We start from the raw sequence: 22,590 nt of genomic DNA, 5'->3' as shown, positions 1-22,590 counted from the left end.
TTGCGCCGTCACGAGAAGATGTCCGCCACGTAGCGCCCGTGTTCGCGTTCCATCCGGTCGGCCCAGGCGTTGGCCGCGTCGGCGCTGACGCCCATGCTGTCGCGATAGATGCGCACGAAGGTGTCGCGCACCGCTGGCGCCATGTGTTCGCCATCGCCGCAGACGTACACGGTGGCGCCTTGCTGGAACAGCGCCGACACGCGCGCGCGGTCCTGCCACATGCGGTGCTGCACATAGGCGACGCCGTCCTGCGGCGCTTGCGAGCAGGCCAGGCGCACATCGACCACGCCCATGTCCTGCCAGCGGCGCAGTTCGTCCTTGTACAGGTAGTCGACGTCGGGATGGTCGATGCCGAAGAACAACACGGCCTCGCCGACGTCGCGGCCGCCCGCCTTCTGGATCGCGCGCTCCTGCAGGAAGCCATGGAATGGCGCGATGCCGCTGCCTGCACAGACCAGGATGATCGGCGTGGCCGGATCGTCCGGCGGGTGGAAGCTCGCCTGCGACGGGCGCACCGCGACCGATACCAGCGCGCCCGCGTCCAGGCCGGCCAGGTAGGTGGAGGCCACGCCGCGGCGCCGCCCCATGCCCGAGAGCGCCGGGGCGTCGAGCACGGCGACGGTGAGCGAACACTGCGCCGGGTCGCGCAGCGGCGAGGAGGAAATGGAGTATTGCCGCGCGCGCATGGCCGGAAGTGCGCCGAGGAATGCGCCCAGCGCCAGGTCGCAGGCGGGGAAGCGCTCCAGCAGATCGAGCAGGCTGGTTTTCCTGGCCAGGACCTCGTCGGTATAGGCCGGCTCGGCGGCCAGCGCTTCCAGCGCGTCGCGCTCGGGCGGGCAGGGCGTGGCGGCCGCCAGTTGCGCGACCTGCGCGCGCGTGGCCGGCTGTGCCAGTTCCACGTAGTCGGTGAGCACCTGCGCCAGCGGCACCGGATACCCGCTGGGCAGGGCGGACACGGCACCCGGGCGCTGGCCGATGACGACCTGGGTGTCGCTGGCGAGGCCGAAGCGCCGCAGTGCGCGTTCGACCTGCGCTGCGGGGTTGCGCGGCAGCACCGCGAGATAGTCGCCGGTGCGGTAGCGCATGCCGTCGGGCAAGGCGATCTCGATGTGGCGCTTGGAGCGCGCGAACGGTGCGGACATGTCGACCAGTTCGCGATTGTCGACGATGCGTCCCTGGTCGAGTTCGGTCAGCCGCAATGCGCCGAGCCGTGCGGAGGGGACGATATCCACCTGCAGTGCGTGCGCGGTGTGCTCCATCGCCGCCTTTCCCAGCGCCTGGCCCAGGTCCGCCCACAGTCCGGCGTACCAGGCATCGAAGCCGCCGAAGAAATCGCCGCCGGCGTCGGTTTCGCCGCGAGGCCTGAAACGCGTGGCGCCCGCCGCCTCCAGCGCGGCATCGACGCGTTTCGGAATCGCCTGGTAGGTGCGCGCCCATTGCCGGTTGCCGGATCCGAACACGGCGTAGCGCACCCCGGCCAGTTCGCCGGCGGCCAGGGTGCCGATCCAGTCCACGAAGCGGCGTGCGTTGTCCGGCGGTTGGCCTTCGTAGGAGGAGGTGACCACGACCACCGCGCCGTCGCGCGGCAGGCGCCCGACATGCTCGTCCAGCGGCGCGACCACCGGCGCGTAGCCTTGCGCGGCCGCATCGCCCCCGATGCGCTGCGCGAAGGCTTCGCACGAGCCGGAATTGCCGCCATACAGCACCAGCAGCGGCGTGCCCGACGCGGTGCCGGCAGGGGCCGGCGTCGGCGTCGGCGCCAGCGGTTTCTGCGGCGCCGTCGGTAGCGCGCTGCGCGCGCGCACCGCGACATCGGTGCGGCGACGCGCGCGGATGCGCAAGCCGTCCGGCTTGAGCGTCAGGGTTTCGGCGACCTTGAGCTGGTAGTTCGGATCGACCAGGTCCAGGTCGAAACGTTGCAGGATCATCGTCAGCACCAGTTGCGCTTCCTGCATCGCGAAGCCGCGCCCGATGCAGGCGCGCGCGCCGTTGCCGAACGGCTTCCAGGCATTGGGCGGGAGCTGTTCGGCCGCGTTGGGCGCGAAGCGCTCCGGGCGGAACGCCTCCGGCTCCTCCCACACCGTCGGATCCCGATGCAGGGTGGGAATCAGCACCAGCAGCGTGTCCTGCGGGGTCACCGCGTAGCGGCCGGCCAGCGTGGTCGCGCTGCGCGCCGCGACCGCGAACGCCGGTGCAGTCGGCCACAGCCGCAGGGTTTCCTGCAGGATCTGTTCGATGTAGCGCAGCCTGGCCAGGTCCTCGACCTGCGGCGGCTGCGTGCCCAGCGCGGCGTCCACCGCCTGCCGCGCACGCGCCATCGCCGCGGGATGGCGCAGCAGCAGGTACAGCGCGAACGACAGTAGGCCGCTGGTCGTCTCGTGGCCGGCGATCAGGAAGGTCACCAACTGATAGCGGATGTTCTCGTCCGACAGCGCATCGCCGGTCGCCTGGTCGCGGCCGTACAGCATCAGGTTGAGCAGGTCCTCGCGCGAGGCCGCGGCGGGGTCGGCCCTGCGCTCGGCGATCAAGGTCTCGGCGACGCCGCGGATCATCGCCAGGTCGGCCTCGTAGCGGCGCCGGCCGGGGGCCAACAGGCGATTGGCGAGATCCGGCCGCCGCGCGCGCGTGCCGGCTTCGGCCAAGGCGCCCACCATCGCCGCGACGAAGGGGTGCATTTCGTTCTGGTAGAAGCTGTTGAAGCGGTAGTCGAAGGCGCACAGCGCGATCGTGTCGAGGGTCAGCCGGGTCATGTTGTCGGCCACGTCGATCACCGCGTCCGGGCCGAACCGCTCCCAGCGCTGCAGCATCTGTTCGGCGATGTCCTCCATCCGTCCGAACATCGAACGCACGCCGATCGGACCGAACGCCGGCATCAGCAGCCGGTGCGCCTTGGCCCAATTGGGTTCGTCGTTGTAGGCGGTGAACAGGCCGTCGCCGCCGAGGTCGCGCAGGGCCTGCAGTGGACGGTGCAGCTTCTTCGCGAAGCGGGTCTCGTCGCAGACCTCGTCCACCAGCTCCTGTCCGCTCAGCACGGTCAGCGCCAGCGGGCCGCTGTGCAGGCGAAAGATCGGGCCATGCACCTGCGCCAGCCGCATCAGGCTCTGCACCGGTGCGTCCGCATCGAGATGGTGGAAATTGCCGAGCAGCGGCAGCGAACGCGGTTGCGGGATGGCCTGCGTCATGGGGCGCCTTCCTCGGGAGAGTGCGATGGGGCGATCGGTGCGGGACCGATGCCGGAATGCGGGGGATGCAGCAGGGTGGCGAGCACGGTCTCGACCAGCCGCGTCCGCGCGGCGTCGGCCGAGATCTCTGGCGCCAGCCGGGCCAGCAGCTGCGGGAACTCCGGCGGCTGGCTGAGCATGCTGTTGAGCAGTACGAAGAACAGCGCCGGATGCGTCGCCTTCACGATGCCGGCGCGGATCCCGGCAAGGATCAACGCGTGGCCGGCGGCATAGGCCGGGCGCAGCAACTGCTCGGTGACCACGGCGGCGCGTTCGGGACGTTCGGAGACCACCCGCGCGACGAAGTCGCGCACTGCCGGGTGGGTCTCGTAGAAGGTCGCCATGAGCAGGATCGCGTCCGCCAGCCGCGCCGGCAGCGCGCGCGCGTGGTCTGCGGTCAGCTGCGCCATCGCCGCAAGCCGCGGCTTCAGTGCCTGCGCGAACTGGTCCACGCAGGCGTCCCACAGCGCGGCCTTGCTGCCGAAATGCACGCGCACCAGGTTCGGGCTGACTCCGGCGGCGGCCGCGATGGTGCGGAGGTCGGCGCCGTCGAACCCGTACCGGGCAAAGGCGACGGACGCGGCCGACAGCAGGGCCTGGCGGCCGTCGGGCTGATCCTTGGTCGGGCGGCCGCGCGGGCGAGGGCGGTGGGACGTCGTCGTGGTCATGCCGGCGACGATAAAAATGTCCAGCTGTACATTTATGAACTTGCGCGGTGGCTTGGCCGGCGTCGTTCAGCAGGCATTTGCGCCCGGGGGAGTTCTCGCGCGGGGCGCGCGCGCACGGCGGTGCCGGCGCGGCGACAGGCGAGGCGCTGTGCGGATGCCTTGGTCGCGCGCCGATCGCACGTCGTCGCCGCCAGTGCCGGTGCGCCGCACGCGCCGCCTCACTTCGGCGTGCCCAGGCCGCCGATGTTGAGCATCACCCGCAAGCCGAGCACCAGGGCGTTGTCCGGCGCGCGGCGCGCGGCGGGATTGCCCAGGAGGTCGGGGTTGACGATGTACTGCACGTTCGGCACCAGGAACAGCGACGACTGCGCGATGCGATAGCTGTAGTTGAGTTCGAACAGGGTCTCGTTGCGCGAGATCTCCGGCGCCGCGCCGCGCTTGCGCAGCAGGTCGTTCATGTAACCCTGCTGGTCGGCGCTGAAGCGGTAGTAGTTCGCGATGACACCGAGTCCGTCGCCTGGCCGCGATGCGAACGGGCCGCTGTAGTACAGGCCGGCGGTGACCTGCAGGTCGTAGACCTGGTGATTGTCGAACGGTGCGGCGATGTTGCCGAAGGCGACCAGCATGCGCTTGCTCGCCATGCCCTGCGGCCGGTACAGCGCGCGTTCGCCGAGCGCGTACGCGCCCCAGCGTCCGCCGTCGTACAGGCGCGCGGGACCGCCGACCAACCCGCGCAGGCCGCCGGCCTGGTTGTAGCGCAGATCGCTGTAGTCGGCCGAGTTGTACCAGACGCCGGCCACGTAGCGCGGTGCGCCCCGGCCGCGGGCGGGATCGGGTTCGTAGCCTACCTCGAGCGTGCCCAGCACGCCGTTGCTGTCGGCGGTGCTCCAGTCCAGGCCGTGGGTGTTCTTGCGCTGCGGGTTCAGTTCGAACGCGCCCACCGACACGTAGGTGGCGTCGGGCTTGTAGCGCAGCTTCGCGCCCCAGTTCACGTAGGGAAAGCCGACAAAGCCGCCATCGGCCTGGCTCAGTTGGAACGGGCAGTCCGAGGCGCCGACGAAGCGGCAGCCGTAGCGGCTGCGCGCGAACTGCCAGGTGGTGTTCATGCGCCCGGCGACCAGTTGCCAGCGCCCGTCGGCGAAGGTCTGTTCCCAGGTCAGTTGCGCCAGTTGCGCCTGCTGCTGCGGATACCAGTAGCCCTGCACCTTGACGCCGTTGCCGATCTGCCGCTGCGACAGGCTGTCGCCGTAGTACCAGGCGCCGGTGGCGTGCAGCGTGGCGCCCGCAATGCCGAACAGGCGTTGCAGATCCACGTCCGCGCCGGCGACCACGCCGCCGGCATTGCGATCGCCGCGCGACAGGCCGCCGTCGACGTTGCGCGCATAGTCGTTGGACCAGACCAAGCGCGGCGCGATGCCGTGCTCGTCGAGCCACTGCCCGGTGTCGGCGGCAATGGCGGTGGCCGGCAGGGCGGCGGCAGCCGCCAGCAACGAGACGCAGGAAAGAGAACGGGACATGGGACGCTCCACGGACGAGACGAAGCACTCACCGGACGCGCGCGGTGGGTGCGCGGCGACGCGGCAGTGCGCGAAGGGAAGACACCTTCCGGTCGTGGAGCCGCAGCACGGCGTCGCGTCCGTCGGCGACGGGCACGCCTGTGTGCAGACCTGTGGGGGGACCGGCAAAGAAACGCGAGGGCAGACCGGAACGCGTTGCGCGGCGCCGAGGCGCACGCCATCGCCGCAGCGGATGGGCCGCGCAACTGCGCGGCCCATCGAACTGGAGGCAACCTGTTGGGTCAGGCCACCTTGCCGAGGCCGGCGGCGGCCATCGCCGCGGCGATCTCCTTGTCGGCGCCCTCGGCCAGCGGCAGCAGCGGCGAACGCACCGTGGCGTGGTCGAGCAGGCCGCGCGCGACCAGCGCCCACTTCAGCGCCACCGAGCCTTCCATATGCGAGCCGCGGTGATAGACGCTCTTGGTCACCGGCAGCAGGCGATCGTGCAGTGCGCGCGCCTTGGCGTAGTCCTTGGCCTTGCCGGCCGCGATCATCTCCAGCAGCGGTTCCGGGGCGATGCAGCCATAGCCCACCAGCGCGCCATCCACGTCGAACATGGTGTGCAGCAGATACTCGTCGTGGCAGGTCAGCACCGGCACGTGCGGGCGCTCCTTGCGGAATACCGGGATCTCGGTGTCCCAGCGCTTCATGTTGCGCACGCCGTTCTTCATCGCCACCACGCCCGGCAGCGCGGCGATCTCCAGCAGCGTCTCCAGGTCGTAGGTGGCCTTGGTCGCGTCCGGGTACTGGAACAGGATCATCGGCAGCCCGCTGGCCTCGTGGATGGCCTTGTAGCGATCCTGCGGCGCGCCCTTCTGGTAGCCGAAGCGCAGCCAGCCGTGCGACGGATAGATCAGGCCGGCGGACGCGCCGGCGGCGACCGCGCGCTTGGCTTCGTCGGCGGCCACGCGGGTGCCTTCCAGGGTGATGCCGGCGATGATCGGGATGCGGCCATCGACCGCGTCGCGGAACGCGGTGATCACCTTGGCCTGTTCGTCGCGTTCCAGGAAGGTGCCTTCGCCGGCGTGGCCGAGCACGGTCAGGCCCTTGACCCCGTCGATGCCGCCGAGCCAGGCGCCGATGCGCTTGATCGCGGGATAGTCGACGGCGCCGTCGCGGGTGAACGGGGTGACCGGGGCGGGGACCAGGCCTTTCAGGTCGATGTGGCTCATGCGGATTTCCTCTTCTTCGGATCAACGGGGGATGGAATCGAACGCGGGGTCCGACGGGGGTGGGACGGAGGCGATGCGCGATGCGCCGGCGGCGGTGCCGGCGATGCGCTCAGGGCGACAGCTGCTCCAGCGACTTGCCCTTGGTTTCCAGGGCGAAGCGCCAGGTCACCGCGGCGCCGGCCAGCAGCACGGCGGCGAAGGCCGCGAACACGTAGCGGATGCCGAGTCCGGCGATGACCGCGCCGACCAGCAGCGGCCCGCAGGCCGAACCCAGGCGCAACCAGGCGCTGCCCAGCCCGGTGCCGATGGCGCGGATGCGGGTGGGGTAGAGTTCGGCCGAGTACAGGTACAGCGAGAAGGTGATGGTCTGTACCGCGGCATAGCCCAGCGCCGCGAACACCAGCACCTGCGGCGCCGAGGTGCCGCCGAGCGCCGCCAGCGCCAGCAGCGGCACGCCGCCGGCCACGAACGCCAGCCCATACCAGCGCTTGCGCCCGACCTTGTCGATCGATAGGGCGCACACCACCGCGGCGGCGACGCCGGCCAGCGAGGTGAAGAAGCCATAGGCGATGCTCTGCTGCAGCGACAGCCCGAAGTGCGTGCGGTACAGCGTCGGCAGCCAGGTGATGATGCCGTTGGCCACCAGGTAGGAGCAGAACCACAGGCTCCAGATCACCAACGTGCGATTGCGATAGACGCTGCCGAACAGCTCGCGCCAGTCCGAGCGCTGCGCCTTGGGCAGCGCGCTGCGGTCGAACACCGGCGTCGGCAACGGACCATGGCGGCGCTCGGCGCTGCGCTCGAGCTCGGCCACGATGGCATCGGCCTTGGCGTAGCGGCCCTTGGCCGCCAGCCATCTCGGCGATTCGAACATGAAGAAACGCAGCGGAATCATGATCGCCGCCGGGATCAGCCCGACCATGAACATCGCCTTCCAGCCGTAGGCCGGCACCAGGAAGTAGCCGATGCCGCCGGCCGCGACCAGGCCCAGCAGGAACATCACTTCGTACAGCAGGAAGAAGCGTCCCCGCTTCTTCGAACCGATCAGTTCGTTGATGTAGGCGCTGGCCACCGGCACCTCGCCGCCGGTGCCGATGCCCTGGACGAAGCGGAACGCGATCATCGCCGCGGCGCTGCCGGCGAACAGGCAGGCCACGTCCATCGACACGAACAGCAGGATGGTGAACAGCAGCACGTGCAGGCGGCCGATGCGTTCGGCCAGCCAGCCGAAGAACACCGAGCCCAGCAGTTGGCCCAGGTAGCCGGCCGACAGGATCATGCCGATCTGCGCCGGCGACAGCTGCCATTCCTTGGTCAGCACCGGCATCGCGTAGGCGATGGCGATCACCGTGTAGCCGTCGAAGAACGTGGCGGCGCCGACGATGTTGCGCGCCCACCACACCTTGCGGGTGATCGGCAGGCGTTCGAGGCGCGCGCCGATCTCCGCCTGCGCCTCGGCGATGGACGGCGCGCGGGGGCTGGTGGTGGCGGTGGTGGCGGCGGCTGTGGTGGGCATGAGCATCGTGGCTGCCTTTCGCAGGACAAGTGGATCCCGGCGCGGGCGCCGAAGCGTCCACGCAGCGAGACGGACAGGGAGGGCCGGGCGACGGCCGGGGCGGATCAGGTGCTGGGGGCGGTCACGGCAACACTCCCGCTGGCCTGGATCGCGAAGGCGATGTCCTTGGCGGCCAGCAGCGTGGGCTGGAGGGCGGTATTGAGCAGTTCGGCATGGCTGGTGCGTACCGACGGCGCAGCGACGCTGATCGCGCCGAGCGGATAGTCGTCCGCATCCAGGACCGGCACCGCCAGCACGCGCAGGCCTTCGGTCAGCATCGAATCCAGGATCACGTAGCGGTCGCGGCGGATGCAGTCGAAGGTGCGCCGCATCGTGGCGATCTCCGGAGTCTGGGCCTGCACGTCCACGCCGGTCACGCGCGCCACTTCCGCCGGTGCCAGGTGCGCCAGCATCGCCAGGCCGATCGCGGTGCGGGTGCTGGGCACCGTGGTGCCGATGCGGATGTCCACGCCCAGGCGGGTGATGCCGGCGCGGACGCGTTCGATGTAGAGCACGTCGGGGCCTTGCAGGACCGCGAAGCTGGCTGCCTCGTTGACGTCGCTGACCAGCGTGCGCAGCAGCGGCCGCACCACGCTGCGCAGGTCGCGGCGGGCGATGGCATGGAAGCCGAGGTCGAGCACCTTCAGGGTCAGGCGGAACCGGCGGCTCTCCGGGACGCGATGCACGTAGCCCAGCTCGACCAGGGTGTTGAGCATGCGGAAGGTGGTGCCGGGGTCGAGCCTGGCCAGGGCCGCGATCTGGCTCAGCGACAGTTCCTCGTGTTCGGACGAGAACGCCTCGAGCACCCGAAAGCCCTTGGCCAGCGACTGCACGGTACTGCGCAGCTTCTTGTCCCCGGCGTCGTCGCCGTCGTCGGGCGCGGGGCTGGCCGCGCGCTGGGAAATCGTCTTGACCATCTGCAGTTCCTGGAAGACCCGGGGAATCGCCAGCTTGCTCGACCCGTCCGGGGATGTCGCTTGACAAGTGAATTTCGGATTGCGAAAATTATTTCGTAATTTCATGCCAAGACTCCGCCTGGGCGCGCGATGCGTCAAGTTGCGGCGCAACATGCTGCGTGGGCGGTTCGCCCTGCGTCTCGACGGTCCCTGGTTTCGAAACCTCCGAAAGCCGAGTCCTCGCCTGCGGAGTTACGTAGTCACGAGGCCATGCCGCCATCGCGCGATGTCCGTGCCTGAGGTGACGCCTGTCGCGAGGCACGTGGCGCCGCGTCTGTATCGCCAGGTAGACGAACGCGACTGTGCGCGGCGATGTCAGCCGTGCTGGCAGACAGCGCCGTGGCGGCATCGATACCGTGATGCATGGCTCGAACGACCCGACAGACGCCGCCCCCGCCGGCGCAGACATGGTGGCAAGGACTCTCGTTCAAGCGCACCGCCGCCGAGGTCTCGGCGGTGCTGGTGGTGATCGGCGCGACCTACGGCTTCGTGCAGTACGTGGAGGTCAAGCCGCTGCAGCGGCAGCTGGCCGAGGCGCAGGCTGCGGCATGCAAGTCGGAAGCGGCCGCGTCGTCGGCGCTCATGACGTTGCTGCCGGGCGAGAGCCGTGCGATCTGGAACGGGGCATTGACCGTGTCCAATCTGACGCCCAGTACGGACGCCGCGACGGCGCATCTGCGTGCGACGCCACGTGGCGGCCCAGTGGTCGAGAAAGCCGGGCTCATGCCTGGCGACAGCCTCGAGGTGCACGCGGGCGGCAACCGCACGTACGTGATCTATCTGAATCGGAACTCGGCCGAGATGATGGAGTTGTCGGTGCTGCGGCGGCCTTGACCTTCTTGTGCCGGTGTCCGCCAAGGCAACCAGCATGCGGTGCCGGTGGTTCGGCGCATGCTGCTGCTCATCTGCTCTCGATTCGCCGCAGAATCTGCAGGCGCAGCAGGTAACCAGCGAGCCACCCGACCGAAGCCAGCGCCCCCAACACAGGTAATGCGATCAAGGTCAGACCAAATATCCAGCCCGCATGCTCAGGGTTGTGCGCCTCGGCACCGGCACGCCGCACCCAGACGAACAGGCAGGCAAGTGCGGCCGGCACGATCCAGAACAGATGCCGTGCGCCGAAAAGCACCCCGATGACGAAACCGATGCCAATCGTCGTCAGCGCTATTGCGATCATCGTCGTCCTTGATCCGGGGCTCGGCGTGGTGCCGGACAGGCGGGCATCCTAACGCAGCGCAGCACCATCGCGCTGGTGTGCGGGAAGCGAGGATCCGCATGCACGCCGGCGCTGCGGTGAGCGGCCGACTCAAGAATTCCCGGGTAGCGCCGCCATTGACGATAGCGAAGCCGTTTCGCCGAAGCGGCCGTCCCTGGGGGGGAACGCGCATGCTGTCCTTGCCACGTTTGCTGGGCCGTCACCTGGCCAAGTTTTTGTCCAAGCCGCGCCGCCACGGTTCGCAGCTGCCGACCAGCCCGCCGCAGCTGCTGCGCGCCACGCTGCGCAAGGGCGACGTGCTGCTGGTCGAGGGCAACAGCCGCTTCTCCACCGCCATCAAGTACCTGAGCCAGTCCACCTGGTCGCACGCGGCGCTGTACATCGGCGACCACGTGGCCGCGATGCCCGGCGAGGAAGCGCCGCTGTTCTGCGATGTCGACATCAATGTCGGTGTGCGCCTGGTGGGGTTGAGCGAGTTCGCCGGCCTGCACACGCGCATCTGCCGCCCGGTCGGATTGAGCGCGCAGGAGATCGAGACCGTGGTGGAGTACATGGTCTCGCGGGTCGGCAACAGCTACGACCTGAAGAACATCTTCGACCTGGCGCGCTACCTGATCCGCACGCCGCCGCTGCCGTCGTCGGTGAAGCGCCGCTTCCTGGAACTGGGCAGCGGCGAGCCGACCCGGGCGATCTGCTCGACGCTGCTGGCGCAGGCCTTCGGCGCGATCCGCTACCCGATCCTGCCGGAGATCGACCAGGCGCCGCCGGCGGACGCCGACGCGGCGGAGGATGCGGAGATCCTGCATGCGCGCCACCACAGCCTGACGCTGCCGCGCGACTTCGACGTGTCGCCCTACTTCAACGTGGTCAAGCCGCGGCTGCAGCACGGCTTCGACTTCCATCGCCTGGTGTGGGAGCCGCATGCCGCCACACCGCATGCGGCTGCGACGCCGCTCGATGCGGCGATGGCCTGACGGGGAGCGTCTCCAGCGCAGAACTGTGGTGCGCGTTCATGTTGCCCGATCCGCTGCGGTTCAAGTTCACATGCCTGCGGGCCGATACCAGAGTCCGTTTTTAGGGTTTTTCCTGACACCATGAATCCCATCCAGTTCCTGCGCCGCCGTATCGCCAACCTGCCCATGGCACGCAAGTTCGTCGTGCTGTGCGTGTTGATCGCGCTCGGCGTGATCCTGCTGGCCGTCGCGGCGGCACGCCTGCAATATCTCGACCTGATCGATGCGCGCAAGCAGACCGTGAAGACCCAGGTGGACATGGGCCTGAGCGTGATGCAGCACTACGCCGACCTGGCCAAGCGCGGCGAGATGACCGAGGCGCAGGCGCAGGCGGCGGCCAAGGGTGCGCTCGCCGACATGAAGACCAACCGCGGCGTGGACTACTTTTTCATCGTCGATCCGCAGATGCGCATCGTCATGCATCCCAAGCGCGCGGTCGGCACCGACATGAGCGGCTATAAGAGCGACGCCGGCGAGTACGTCTATCGCGATATCCAGACCGCGGTGCGCAGCGGCGACGGCTTCAGCTACTACACCGCGCCCAAGCCCGGCAAGAAAGAGCAGCTGCCGAAGATCAGCTACGCCGCGCTGTACCCGCAATGGAACTGGGTGCTGGTGATGGGCGTGTACGCCGAAGACATCCAGGCCGAGGCAATGGGGTTCACCAAGGTGCTGACCGTGATCGGCGCCGGCCTGGTGGCGCTGGTGGTGGGCCTGTGCTGGCTGATCGCCGGCGCCATCGTCGCGCCGCTGCGCGGTGCCACGCGGACCGCCGAGGCGATCGCCTCGGGCCGTTTCGACAATCCGATCAAGGTGGAGTCGCGCGACGAGACCGGGCAGTTGATGACCAGCATGCAGCAGATGCAGACCCAGCTGCAGCGCTTCAACGGCGAAATGCAGACCCTGGTGCGGCTGCAGCAGGGCGAAGACATCAGCCACCGCATGCCGGAGGACTTCCCCGGCGACTACGGCACCTTGGCGCATGGCATGAACACCGCCCTGTTCGAACACCTGGACGCGATCGTCGAGGCGATGGCGATCATGGACGAGTACGGCCGCGGCGACCTGCGCCGCGACATGCGCCGGCTGCCGGGCCAGCGCGCCGCGCTGCACGAGGCGCTGGACGTGGTCAAGGCCAACCTGTCTGCGGTCAACGGCGACATCGCGCGGCTGGCCGATGCGGCGGCCCGTGGCGACTTCAGCGCGCGGGGCGACGAGGCGCGCTACGAGTTCGCGTTCAAGGAAATGGTGGAAGCGCTGAACCGGCTGATGCGCCAGGCCGACAGTGGCCTGGCCGACGTCGGCCGGATCATGGGCGCGATCGCCGATGGCGACCTGTCGCAGCGCGTGGACGTGCGCTACGAAGGCGCGTTCGGCAAGCTCGCCGACGCCGCCAACCGCACCGCGGAGCAGCTGACCGGCATCGTGCAGGGCATCCAGCGCGCGGTCGGCTCGATCAACACCGCCGCCAGCGAGATCGCCAGCGGCAACAGCGACCTGTCGGTGCGCACCGAGCAGCAGGCGGCCAGCCTGGAAGAGACGGCCGCCTCGATGGAGGAACTGACCTCCACGGTCAAGCAGAACGCCGACAGCGCGCGCCAGGCCAACCAACTGGTGCTGAGCACCGGCGAGGTGGCCGAGAACGGCGGCCGCGCGGTGGAGGAGGTGGTGACGACGATGGCCTCGATCAGCGCCGCCTCGGCACGCATCGCCGACATCATCGGCGTAATCGACGGCATCGCGTTCCAGACCAACATCCTGGCGTTGAACGCGGCGGTGGAAGCCGCGCGCGCCGGCGAGCAGGGCCGCGGCTTCGCGGTGGTGGCCTCGGAAGTGCGCTCGCTGGCGCAGCGCTCGGCGGCCGCGGCCAAGGAGATCAAGACCCTGATCTCCGACTCGGTGCAGGAAGTGGAGCAGGGCTCGACCCTGGTCAACCGTGCCGGTACCACCATGGCCGAGGTGGTCACCTCGGTGAAGCGGGTCACCGACATCATGGCCGAGATCTCCGCTGCCAGCGCCGAGCAGAGTGCGGGCATCGACCAGGTCAGCAAGACGGTGATGCAGCTGGACGAGAGCACCCAGCAGAACGCGGCACTGGTGGAAGAGGCCAGCGCGGCGGCCAAGAGCATGGAGGACCAGGCGGCGGAGCTGGCGCGCGCGGTGGCGGTGTTCCGCCTCGCCGGTGGCGCCGCCGTCAGCGCGGTTCCGGCCCGAGTGGCGAAGCCGCAGCCGGCCAGGCCGCCGGTGCGTGCCGTCGTTGCCGCCTCTAAGCCCAAGCCGGCGGCCCCAGTGCGGCAGCCGGCGGCCACGCCACGCCCGATCCAGGGCGTGCCGGCGGACAGCGCGGAGTGGGAAGAGTTCTGAGCAGGGGCGGCGTGGTGGCCTCTGCCGCCACGCCATGGCCTTCTCGCCTGTGTGGGAGCGACTTCCGTCGCGATGGGCTTTCCCGGGAAGGCACCGTCGCGACGGATGTCGCTCCCACATTGTTGTAGGAGCGGCTTCAGCCGCGACCGTGATTTCCCACGCATTCGATCGCGGCTGAAGCCGCGCCGACAGGTGACGGCAGCGCTTGGCAGCCGAGGCGCATCGCCCCAGCTTCTTCATCCGCTCTTTGCTCGTCGCTGCCTATGGTCGCAGCGACGGCGCGCCCGCATGGTGGCGCGTGGAGGAGAGCCCACTGCATGTTCTGGAAACGCAACAGCCTGTCGATCGTGTTGCTGGCGCTGAGCTTGCTGTTCATGGCAGGCCAGGCGCTCAGCGGTCACCAGGCCTACAACGAGGAACTGCGCCAGCAGGGGCTGGCGGCATTGCCGATGTGGCAGTACCTGCACAGCGGGCATTTCATCGGCGCGCTGTTCGAGAACTGGGAGAGCGAGTTCCTGCAGATGGGCATGTACGTGGTGCTGACGGTGAAGCTGCGCCAGTGGGGATCGGCCGAGTCGCGGCCGCTGTCGCCGGCAGAAGAGGATGACGCCGTCGCGCCCGGCCCGGTGCCGTGGCCGGTGCGCGCAGGGGGCATCTGGTTGGCGTTGTACGAGCGTTCGCTGGCGCTGGCCTTCGGCGCCCTGTTCCTGCTCAGCTTCGTGCTGCATGCGCTGGGCAGTTGGCGCCACGAGGTGGCCGAACAGGCGATGCAGCAGCGGCCGCCGCCGTCCTTCTGGGAGCATGTCAGCGGCGCGCAGTTCTGGTTCGAATCGATGCAGAACTGGCAAAGCGAGTTCCTGGCGGTGTTCGCGCTGGTGGTGTTGACCATCTGGCTGCGGCAGAAGGATTCCCCGCAATCCAAGCCGGTGCATGCGCCGCATCGGCAGACCGGCGATTGAGTGCAGTGCTGCGCACATGTCGGTGGGGACGACGTTGATCGCCGATCCCTGCCTTGTGGCGTTGGCCAGTGGCCCTGCTGGCTACGCCGGGATCCTGGCCTGGCCGTGCATCGCAGCGCTGGATCCATGGCGAGCCGGCGAGTTCGCGGCTGAGCTGACGTAGCGCACACGCTGCCTGGGCCGGCGCGGCGTTCGCGCACATGGCGGGGCCGGGATAGGAACGGCGCGGCCGTGCAGGAGCCCACGGTGGCAGGCAGACGCACCTTGGACTACGTGCGCAGCGCCCGGGCAGCGCGCAGCCCGCTGTGTCTTCGCCGACGCGCCCGCTCGGTGCGGCCTCTGGCGCGCATCGCCAGACACGCGCACGCCGCGATGCAACTGCACCGCGGCGTGTCGTCGGCCTGGATGTGACGGTGGAATCGCGCGCTAGCGCGCCACGCTGCCCTTGGTCGAGCCGGCGCCGGGGCCCGCGCCCAGGTCGGCACCGGTGGTGGGGTCGCTGTCCGGTTGCGACAGCGTGCGCGCCGCCAGCGCCTGCAGCGCGCTCTGTTCCAGCTCGCTCAGGCCCACGGTCGGCATGCCGCTGCCGCCATCCACCGCCACCTGGCGATTGCGGTCGGCAATGGCCTCCCACTGGCTGCCGCTGTTCCAGGGGCCGTGCATATCGCCATCGCCCTGCGACATGTCGTAGTAGCGATCGGTGAAGGCCGGGTCGCCCGGCAGCTTGCCCGGCGGGAAATTCGGCTCGATGGAATACAGCGCCTTCTCGAAGGACTTCTGGTGCGCCACTTCGCGGGTCATCAGGAAGGTCAGCGCATCGACGATGCCGGGATCGTCGGTGACGTTGATCAGCCGCTCGTACACGATCTTGGCACGGGCCTCGGCGGCGATGTTGGAGCGCAGGTCGGCCGTCGGTTCGCCGATGCTGTCCACATAGGCCGCGGTCCACGGCACGCCGCTGGAATTGACCAGGGCCGGCCCGCCGCCGTAGAGGATCTGCTGGGTCTGGCTGGTGTTGTTGTTGCGGGTGAGGTTGCGCATGTCCTCGGCTTCGGCCATGCCTTCGGACAGCACCGCCTTCGGCCCCTGGTTGAGCATGGCGATGATCGAGCCGATGATTTCCAGGTGGCTCAGTTCCTCGGTGGCGATGTCGTACAGCAGATCCTTGCGGCCGGGGTCGACCTCGCCGATGGCCTGGGTGAAATAGCGCATGGCCGCGGCCAGTTCGCCCTGCGGGCCACCGAATTGTTCCAGCATCAGCGAGGCCAGCGCCGGGTCGGGCTGTGCCACGCGGACCGTGTACATCAGCCGCTTGTTGTGCATGAACATGAAAAATCTCCTGGAGTGCCGCCCGAACGTCGCGACGACGTCATGGCGCGGCCGGCGGCCGCGCGTGGGGGATAGGCGTCTGGGATGCCGCGGCCCGCTCTGGCGAGCCGCGGCCGGGCGGTCAGGCCGCCTTGCGCTTGCGCGCGGCTTCTTCGTTGCCGCCCTGTTCGGCGAGCAGGGTCAGCTTCTCGTCGGTGGACTTCTCTTCGTTGAGCGTTTCCAGCAGCAGGGTCAGCGCATCGTCCATGCCCAGTTGCTTGGCCATGGCGGCGAGGGTGCCGTAGGAGGCGATCTCGTAATGCTCGACCTTCTGCGCGCCGCCGATCAATGCGGCATCGCGCACCGGGCCGGCCTCGATCGATTCGATCACTTCCTTGCCTTCCTCCACCAGGCCTTCCATCGCGGCGCACTTGATCCGCTTCAGGCGCAGGTTGCCTTTTTCGACGATCTGGTCGATGCGTTCGATCTGGCCCTGGGTTTCCTCCAGGTGTGCCTCGAACGCCGCGCGCAGCGCGGGATTGGTGGAGGCGCGCGCCAGACGCGGCAAGGCCTTGGTCAGTTGCTTCTCGGCGCTGTAGATGTCCGACAGTTCGTGGATGAACAATTCGTCGATGGTCTTGACGGCCATGGGAGTCTCCGGTCGGTAATGGATGGTGGTGCTGCGGGGGAATGCGCGCGCGTCGTGTCGTGTACGACGGCGCTCAGTGCTTGGCGGTTTCGCCTTCGGTGCGCTCGCGCTTCAGGAAGGCCAGGACAGTGGCTTCCTGGTGCTCGATCAGCCATTCGGCCATGGCGATTTCCTGGTCGAGGATGGCGGCGCAGATGTCGGCGATCTCGGTCTGCCCGGCTTCCTTGGCGGCGATGACCAGCGCGCGATAGCTGGCGATCTCCACGTGCTCGAAGGCGTAGCTCACGCCGAGGCTCTTGACCACTTCATCGCTCATCATCGAGTTGCCGGCGGCGTGTACGGATGCCATCACGCTCGCCATCGTGCCCTTGATCGTGGGGATCGAGCCGTCGAGGATCTCGATGCAGCGCTTGACCTGTTCGGACTGATCGCGGGTTTCGTTGACATGCTGCTCGATGCGCGCCTTCAGCTGCGGGTAGTGCTCCAGGCGCCCGGCGGTGGCAGTGAGCATGGTGTTGGCCTCCTGCTCCATCGCGTAGGCGTCCTGCAGCCACTTCAACAAGCGTTCGGTGTTGCTTCGGGTCATGGATATCGCTCCAGATGTTGTGCGCGACGCACCTGCATCGCATCGCGCGTCCGTGTGTTTTTCCCCTGTGCGATCAACCTAGACCCGCCGCCGTTAGAGCAGGTGCAGCGCAGGGTGAATACCGTGCGAGATGCGGCGTGAGGAGATGTACACGGTGGCGAAGGGCGAAGGGCGAAGGGCGAAAGGCGAAAAGCGAAAGGAGGAACGCGCGGATGCCGCATGCTGCTCGTAGGACCGGCTTCAGCCGCGACAGGCGCTCGCGGGAACGCCCGTCGCGGCTGAAGCCGCTCCTACATGAGTGCAGTGGATCGATGACCTGCTGCCGGCATGGCAGCAGGCATCGCGTGCGTGCGACTGCACGGAGGTCAACAGCGATAAACATCGCGGGGAACATCGTCGCGGCTGAAGCCGCTCCTACAGCACCGTCAGACGCGGTGCTGTTCCCATTCCCGATTCCCCAATCCCGAATCCCCGCCCTACAGCGTCACCGCCCCACCGGAGATCGTCAGCAGCGTGCCCGAGGTATAGCTCGAGGTATCGGCGGCCAACAGCACATAGGCCGAAGCCAGCTCCGCCGGTTGCCCGGGGCGGCCGAACGGGGTCTGTTCGCCGAAGGTGCGCACCGATTCCTCGTCCATGCCGGTGGGGATGAACGGGGTCCAGATCGGGCCCGGCAGCACCGCGTTGACGCGGATCTTCTTCTCGGCGAGCAGACCGGCCAGGCCAATGGTCAGGTTGGCCAGCGCGCCCTTGGTGGCCGAATACGGCAGGATGTTGGGCGTGGGCTTCTTCGAGTTCACCGAGGCGGTATTGATGATCGAACCGCCTTCGGGCATGTGCGGCAGCGCCAACCGCACCAGGTGGAACGGCGCGTGCACGTTGGTGGCGAAGGTCTTCTCCCATTCGTCGAGGGTGATCTCGTCGAAGCTGTGGAAGTAGCGCTGGTAGGCCGCATTGTTGACCAGCACGTCGAGGCCGCCGAAGGCCTCGGCCACGGTCTTGATCAACATCTCGGCCTGCGCGCGGTCGCTGATGTCGCACGGATGCAGCAGCACGCGCACGCCCGCGTCTTCGACCAGCTTGGCGATGCGCTCGGCATCGTCCTGCTCGTCGGGCAGGTAGGCGATGGCGACGTCGGCGCCTTCGCGCGCATAGGCGATCGCCACCGCGGCGCCGATGCCGCTGTCGCCGCCGGTGATCAGGGTGCGCTTGCCCTGCAGCAGGCCGTGGCCGACATAGCTGTCTTCGCCATGGTCCGGTTTCGGATCCATGGCCTGGGTCTTGCCGGGGAAGGATTGCTGCTGCGCCTTGAACGGCGGCGACGGGTAATTCGGGATGGCCATGTGCATGCCTCGCTTGGGGGAGTGTCCAACGAGGGTGGGCAGGCACGGGTAAAGCGGGGGCCAAGGCCGTGTCGGCGTCGTGTCACGACGCGGGTGAAACCCCGCACCGGCGGCCGCCTGTGGTGGCGGGTGCCGCCGCGCCGCGCACTCAGCCCGCGGCGAGCGTGCGCGATCCGACGATGATCATGCGCAGCATCGCGGTGATCTGGCGGATCAGTTCCGGGTCCTTCTCCGGCGGCAGGTCCATCGCGGTGGCGCCCATCGCGAACACCAGCCGGGTGATCGCCTTGGACACCAGTGCCGGTTCGTGCAGCGGCGCGCCTTCCAGCGCGGCCAGGCGGATCAGGTCCACGCGCAGTTCGTCCTCGAAATAGTTCAGCTCGCGGTCCACCGCGTGCTTGAACGCGTCCGAGCCGACCGTGCCCTCGCGTAACAGGACGTGCAGCAGCTTGTCGTCGGCGCGCAACTGTTCCATGAAAGTCTCCACGGAACTGAGGATGATGCTGCGGCGGGTGCCGGCGGCGCGCTGCCGCGCCTGGCCGATGATGGTGCGCAGCGAGCTGCCGGCCAGGTCGATCAGCGCCACCGCCAGCTCGTCCATGTCGCGGAACTGGCGGTAGAAGCTGTTGGGGGCGATGCCGGCCTCGCGGGTGACCTCGCGCAGGCTCAGCGTGGACACGCTGCGGTGCGGCCCGATCAGCTTAAGCGCCGCCGCCAGCAGGTCTTCGCGCGAGATCGCGCCCTTGCGGGCGTTCGGCGTGTCCGCGGACGGGGGAGGGGAGATCGTCGTCATGGGCAGACCGGGCCAGGCAATGGCGGATGATACCGCTTTCGCTGAATGCACAAGTGTATAGACATCTGTATCTGTGCCTGTATAGTGGACCCATGAACGCTGCCCGCCGTCCCGCCAAGCTCCGCCCCGCCGCCCGCGCCCTGCGCGCCTGGGTCAAGCCGGACGTGTTCGATTTCTGGTCTACCCGACTGCATCCGTTGTGGACCTGGCAGCGTCCGCGCGCGCGCCTGGTGCAGCGCGAGGCCGCCAGCAGCGACGCGGTGACCCTGGTGCTGCAGCCCAACCGCCACTGGCGCGGCCTGCGCGCCGGCCAGCACGTGGAGCTGGGCGTGGAGATCGATGGCCGCCGGCTGCTGCGCAGCTACAGCCCCACGCCGTTGCCGGGCGGGCGCCTGGCGATCACGGTCAAGACCGTCGATGGCGGCCGGGTCAGTCAATACCTGGCCGGTGCCGCGCGCATCGGCGAGGTGTTCGAACTCGGCCAGGCCTACGGCGAGATGGTGCTGCCGACCGCGCCGCACGGCCGCTGGCTGCTGCTGGCCGCCGGCAGCGGCATCACCCCGATGCGCGCGTTGTTGCGGCAACTGGCCGAGGCCGGCATGCCGGCCGACGTCGACCTGCTGTACTGGGCGCGGCGCCACGACCAGGTCTGCTTTCGCGACGAACTGCAGGCGCTGGCGGCGGCGCATCCGCGCTTCCGCCTGCATCTGGCCATCACCGGCGAGGGCGAAACGCCGGCGCCGCGCGTGGACACGCTGCCGCTGGAGGCCCTGGGTGACCTGGGGCAGGCGCAGGTGCTGGCCTGCGGCCCAGGCGGTTTCGTGCAGGCCGCACGTACGCGCCTGCAGCAACAGGTGGCGCGCTTCCAGGCCGAGGCGTTCAGCCCGCCGCCGGCACCGGCCGATGTCGAGCAGGGCACCGTGGCGGTGACCCTGGCGCGCAGCGGTCGCGTGCTGCAGCTGCCGCGCGGCCAGTCGCTGCTCACCGCACTGGAAGCCGAAGGCCTGCGGCCCAAGCACGGCTGCCGCATGGGCATCTGCAACAGCTGCGCCTGCGGCAAGCAGGCCGGCGTCACCCGTGATCTGCTCAGCGGCGCCCACGCCGCCGAACCCGGTTCGCTGAAGCTGTGCGTCAACAGCGCCAGCAGCGACCTGACCCTGGACATCTGAAGGACTCCCCCATGGCCGCTCCCCGCAACCGCGCACTCACCCCGGCCGAACTGCAGGCCTTCGGCGACGAACTGGACGCGCTGCGCACGCGCACCCTGGCCGACCTGGGCGCGCGCGACGCGCGCTACATCCGCCGCATCGTCGCCGCGGTGCGCTACACCGGCGTGGCCGGCCGCGCGCTGCTGTTCCTGGGCGCCTTCGTGCACAGCGTGCTGGTGCCGGCGTGGATTGCCGGCGTGCTGCTGCTGACCCTGTCCAAGATCCTGGAAAACATGGAGTTGGGCCACAACGTGATGCACGGCCAGTACGACTGGATGGGCGATGCGCATCTGAACGGCAACACCTACGAATGGGACATCGTCGCCACCGGCGACAACTGGCGCAAGACGCACAACTTCAAGCACCACACCTACACCAACGTGCGCGGCATGGACGACGACATCGGCTATGGCCTGCTGCGCATCTTCCCCGAGCAGCGCTGGCGCCCGTTCTACCTGGCGCAGCCGTTCATCGCGGTGGTGTTCGCGCTGCTGTTCGAATGGGGCGTGGCGATCCAGGACCTGCGCCTGGGCCGCTGGCTGGCCGGCAAGATGAAGCGCGGCGAATTGAAGCGCACGTTCCTGCCGGTCGGGCGCAAGATGGGCCGGCAGATCTTCAAGGACTACATCCTGTTCCCGGCCCTGGCCGGCCCGTTCTTCCTGCCGGTGCTGCTGGGCAACCTGGCCGCCAACGTGCTGCGCAGCATCTGGACCTTCGTGATCATCTTCTGCGGCCACTTCACCGCCGACGCCGAGACCTTCCCCAAGGAGTCGATCAAGAACGAGTCGCGCGGGCACTGGTACCTGCGGCAGCTGCGCGGTTCGTCCAACCTGGCCGGCGGCAAGCTGCTGAACGTGCTGTCGGGCAACCTCAGCCACCAGATCGAACACCACTTCTTCCCGGACGTGCCGGCCAACCGCTACGCGGCGCTGGCGGTGCAGGTGCGCGAGATCTGCGCGCGCTACGGCCAGCACTACAACACCGGTTCGCTGCCGCGGCAGTTCGGCCAGGTGGTGTGGCGGATCCTGCGCCATGCCTTCCCGAGCCGGCCGCGCCCGGCGCGCGCGCTGCGGGCGGCGACGCAACAGGCCGGCTGAGCGCCAAGGCAGGAATCGCAAAAGGCGGGGGAAACCCCGCCTTTTGCGTTGGCTTGGCGCTGGCGCGATGTGCACGTCTCGCTCACGGCGCGCTGCAGATCATCCTGGTCGCCTGCACATGCCGGCGACGGCGTTACAGGCATCTCCCGTTGTGCGAGGGCCTGCGATGAAACCTGCCAAGCTGTTCAATGTCGTCGCCAAGAAGGCGTCCTATGCGGCCGGCACGCCATGGACGTTCTGCATCGCCGTGGCGATCGTGCTGATCTGGGGCATCAGCGGGCCGGTGTTCGGCTTCAACGACACCTGGCAACTGGTCATCAACACCGGCACCACCATCATCACCTTCCTGATGGTGTTCCTGATCCAGCACACCCAGAACGCCGACACCGCGGCGATGCAGATCAAGCTCGACGAACTCATCCGGGTCAGCGCCAAGGCCAACAACGAACTGCTGGATCTGGAAGAACTGGACGAGAAGCGGCTGGAAGAGATCCGCCGCCAATACGAGGCATTGGCGCGCAAGGCAGGCGAGGCTCTACGTGCGCGCAACGCCCGCCACGGCGACGGCCGCGAGACCCACGATCGCCCCAAGGACTGACTGGCGCCCGCGCGGCTGCCACTGGCAGGAGCGGCGTGTCGGCAGTACGCGCGACACGCCGCTGCGCGTCGCAGGATCAGGCCGGGACGGCGCCGTCCGGGTCGTCGGTCGCGGCGGTGGTCGACGCGCGCTCGGCGGCCTGCAGGGTGTCGCCGTGCGGCGGCGTGGCGCGGCCCTCGTCGGGTTCGGCAGAGGGCATGGACGCGGCCGTGTCGGAGAGGGGAGATTGGGTCTGACGGCGATAGGCGCGGAAGGCGGCATAGGCCGTGCCGGCCAGCGCAAGTTTCCAGAGTAGACCGGACATCGCAGGGCTCCAGTGCGGAAGGAA

Annotated in this window: 19 protein-coding genes and 1 pseudogene; 7 read left to right on the top strand and 13 right to left on the bottom strand. The window is 68.8% G+C overall.

Annotation, left to right across the window (positions count from 1 at the left end):
• Positions 1 to 8: 8 nt before the first annotated feature.
• The 6 genes from Q7W82_RS20050 to Q7W82_RS20025 form a co-directional block, all read right to left on the bottom strand.
• On the bottom strand, positions 9 to 3,182 hold the full coding sequence (locus Q7W82_RS20050; RefSeq protein WP_242160062.1) for a cytochrome P450: 3,174 nt from the start codon (positions 3,180 to 3,182) through the stop codon (positions 9 to 11).
• Positions 3,179 to 3,889 carry a TetR/AcrR family transcriptional regulator gene (locus Q7W82_RS20045; protein ID WP_260114978.1) on the bottom strand — a complete coding sequence of 237 codons (711 nt, stop codon included), beginning with the start codon at positions 3,887 to 3,889 and terminating at the stop codon, positions 3,179 to 3,181. The genes Q7W82_RS20050 and Q7W82_RS20045 overlap by 4 nt, the downstream gene beginning before the upstream one ends.
• Before the next feature lie 218 nt (positions 3,890 to 4,107).
• A complete protein-coding gene (locus Q7W82_RS20040) occupies positions 4,108 to 5,406 on the bottom strand; it encodes a carbohydrate porin (RefSeq protein ID WP_242160063.1) in 1,299 nt (432 codons plus the stop codon).
• A 281-nt stretch (positions 5,407 to 5,687) separates the two neighbouring features.
• On the bottom strand, positions 5,688 to 6,617 hold the full coding sequence (locus Q7W82_RS20035; protein WP_242160064.1) for a dihydrodipicolinate synthase family protein: 930 nt from the start codon (positions 6,615 to 6,617) through the stop codon (positions 5,688 to 5,690).
• Between the two features lie 109 nt (positions 6,618 to 6,726).
• Complete coding sequence (locus Q7W82_RS20030; RefSeq protein ID WP_242160065.1) at positions 6,727 to 8,133, bottom strand: MFS transporter; 1,407 nt, start codon at positions 8,131 to 8,133, stop codon at positions 6,727 to 6,729.
• Between the two features lie 104 nt (positions 8,134 to 8,237).
• Positions 8,238 to 9,089, bottom strand: coding sequence for an IclR family transcriptional regulator (locus tag Q7W82_RS20025; protein WP_242160066.1), 852 nt, complete (start codon positions 9,087 to 9,089; stop codon positions 8,238 to 8,240).
• Positions 9,090 to 9,491: 402 nt separating this feature from the next.
• Between Q7W82_RS20025 and Q7W82_RS20020 the strand changes: the two genes are divergently transcribed.
• Complete coding sequence (locus Q7W82_RS20020) at positions 9,492 to 9,962, top strand: hypothetical protein (protein ID WP_242160067.1); 471 nt, start codon at positions 9,492 to 9,494, stop codon at positions 9,960 to 9,962.
• 67 nt (positions 9,963 to 10,029) lie between these two features.
• Here the strand turns inward: Q7W82_RS20020 and Q7W82_RS20015 are convergent, their stop codons facing one another.
• Positions 10,030 to 10,305, bottom strand: a complete 276-nt coding sequence (locus Q7W82_RS20015; RefSeq protein WP_242160068.1) for a hypothetical protein — start codon at positions 10,303 to 10,305, stop codon at positions 10,030 to 10,032.
• A 209-nt stretch (positions 10,306 to 10,514) separates the two neighbouring features.
• Between Q7W82_RS20015 and Q7W82_RS20010 the strand changes: the two genes are divergently transcribed.
• The 3 genes and pseudogenes from Q7W82_RS20010 (at position 10,515) to Q7W82_RS20000 (ending at position 14,680) form a co-directional block, all read left to right on the top strand.
• Complete coding sequence (locus tag Q7W82_RS20010) at positions 10,515 to 11,318, top strand: YiiX/YebB-like N1pC/P60 family cysteine hydrolase (protein WP_242160069.1); 804 nt, start codon at positions 10,515 to 10,517, stop codon at positions 11,316 to 11,318.
• Positions 11,319 to 11,456: 138 nt separating this feature from the next.
• Positions 11,457 to 13,535 (top strand): annotated as a pseudogene (locus tag Q7W82_RS20005) (methyl-accepting chemotaxis protein); the annotation flags it as partial.
• Positions 13,536 to 14,038: 503 nt separating this feature from the next.
• Positions 14,039 to 14,680 carry a DUF6766 family protein gene (locus Q7W82_RS20000; RefSeq protein ID WP_242160070.1) on the top strand — a complete coding sequence of 214 codons (642 nt, stop codon included), beginning with the start codon at positions 14,039 to 14,041 and terminating at the stop codon, positions 14,678 to 14,680.
• 426 nt (positions 14,681 to 15,106) lie between these two features.
• Here the strand turns inward: Q7W82_RS20000 and Q7W82_RS19995 are convergent, their stop codons facing one another.
• The 5 genes from Q7W82_RS19995 to fabR all read right to left on the bottom strand — a co-directional run bounded on the left by Q7W82_RS19995 (position 15,107) and on the right by fabR (position 19,359).
• The gene (locus tag Q7W82_RS19995; protein WP_242160071.1) at positions 15,107 to 16,009 is read right to left on the bottom strand and encodes a manganese catalase family protein; all 903 of its coding nucleotides are present in this window, start codon (positions 16,007 to 16,009) and stop codon (positions 15,107 to 15,109) included.
• 121 nt (positions 16,010 to 16,130) lie between these two features.
• Positions 16,131 to 16,637, bottom strand: a complete 507-nt coding sequence (locus Q7W82_RS19990) for a DUF892 family protein (protein WP_019795902.1) — start codon at positions 16,635 to 16,637, stop codon at positions 16,131 to 16,133.
• Between the two features lie 73 nt (positions 16,638 to 16,710).
• Entirely contained in the window at positions 16,711 to 17,223 is a 513-nt protein-coding gene (locus Q7W82_RS19985; protein WP_242160072.1) for a ferritin-like domain-containing protein, read from the bottom strand.
• A 476-nt stretch (positions 17,224 to 17,699) separates the two neighbouring features.
• Positions 17,700 to 18,566 carry an SDR family oxidoreductase gene (locus Q7W82_RS19980; protein WP_242160073.1) on the bottom strand — a complete coding sequence of 289 codons (867 nt, stop codon included), beginning with the start codon at positions 18,564 to 18,566 and terminating at the stop codon, positions 17,700 to 17,702.
• 148 nt (positions 18,567 to 18,714) lie between these two features.
• Positions 18,715 to 19,359 carry an HTH-type transcriptional repressor FabR gene (gene fabR / locus Q7W82_RS19975; RefSeq protein WP_242160074.1) on the bottom strand — a complete coding sequence of 215 codons (645 nt, stop codon included), beginning with the start codon at positions 19,357 to 19,359 and terminating at the stop codon, positions 18,715 to 18,717.
• 92 nt (positions 19,360 to 19,451) lie between these two features.
• Here fabR and Q7W82_RS19970 point away from each other — a divergent pair, with 92 nt between their 5' ends.
• The 3 genes from Q7W82_RS19970 (at position 19,452) to Q7W82_RS19960 (ending at position 22,262) form a co-directional block, all read left to right on the top strand.
• Positions 19,452 to 20,528: a ferredoxin reductase gene (locus tag Q7W82_RS19970; protein ID WP_242160075.1), complete on the top strand. Its 1,077-nt coding sequence runs from the start codon at positions 19,452 to 19,454 to the stop codon at positions 20,526 to 20,528.
• 11 nt (positions 20,529 to 20,539) lie between these two features.
• Entirely contained in the window at positions 20,540 to 21,664 is a 1,125-nt protein-coding gene (locus tag Q7W82_RS19965; protein ID WP_242160076.1) for an acyl-CoA desaturase, read from the top strand.
• Positions 21,665 to 21,830: 166 nt separating this feature from the next.
• On the top strand, positions 21,831 to 22,262 hold the full coding sequence (locus Q7W82_RS19960) for a low affinity iron permease family protein (RefSeq protein ID WP_019796955.1): 432 nt from the start codon (positions 21,831 to 21,833) through the stop codon (positions 22,260 to 22,262).
• Between the two features lie 76 nt (positions 22,263 to 22,338).
• On the opposite strand, the gene Q7W82_RS19955 is transcribed toward Q7W82_RS19960, so the two are convergent.
• Entirely contained in the window at positions 22,339 to 22,566 is a 228-nt protein-coding gene (locus Q7W82_RS19955; protein ID WP_242081950.1) for a hypothetical protein, read from the bottom strand.
• Between the last annotated feature and the right edge of the window lie 24 nt (positions 22,567 to 22,590).

This window comes from Xanthomonas indica (genome assembly GCF_040529045.1).
Classification (GTDB): domain Bacteria; phylum Pseudomonadota; class Gammaproteobacteria; order Xanthomonadales; family Xanthomonadaceae; genus Xanthomonas_A; species Xanthomonas_A indica.
Note: the sequence above shows the minus strand (reverse complement) of the source record. Positions and strands in the feature narration are given on the sequence as shown.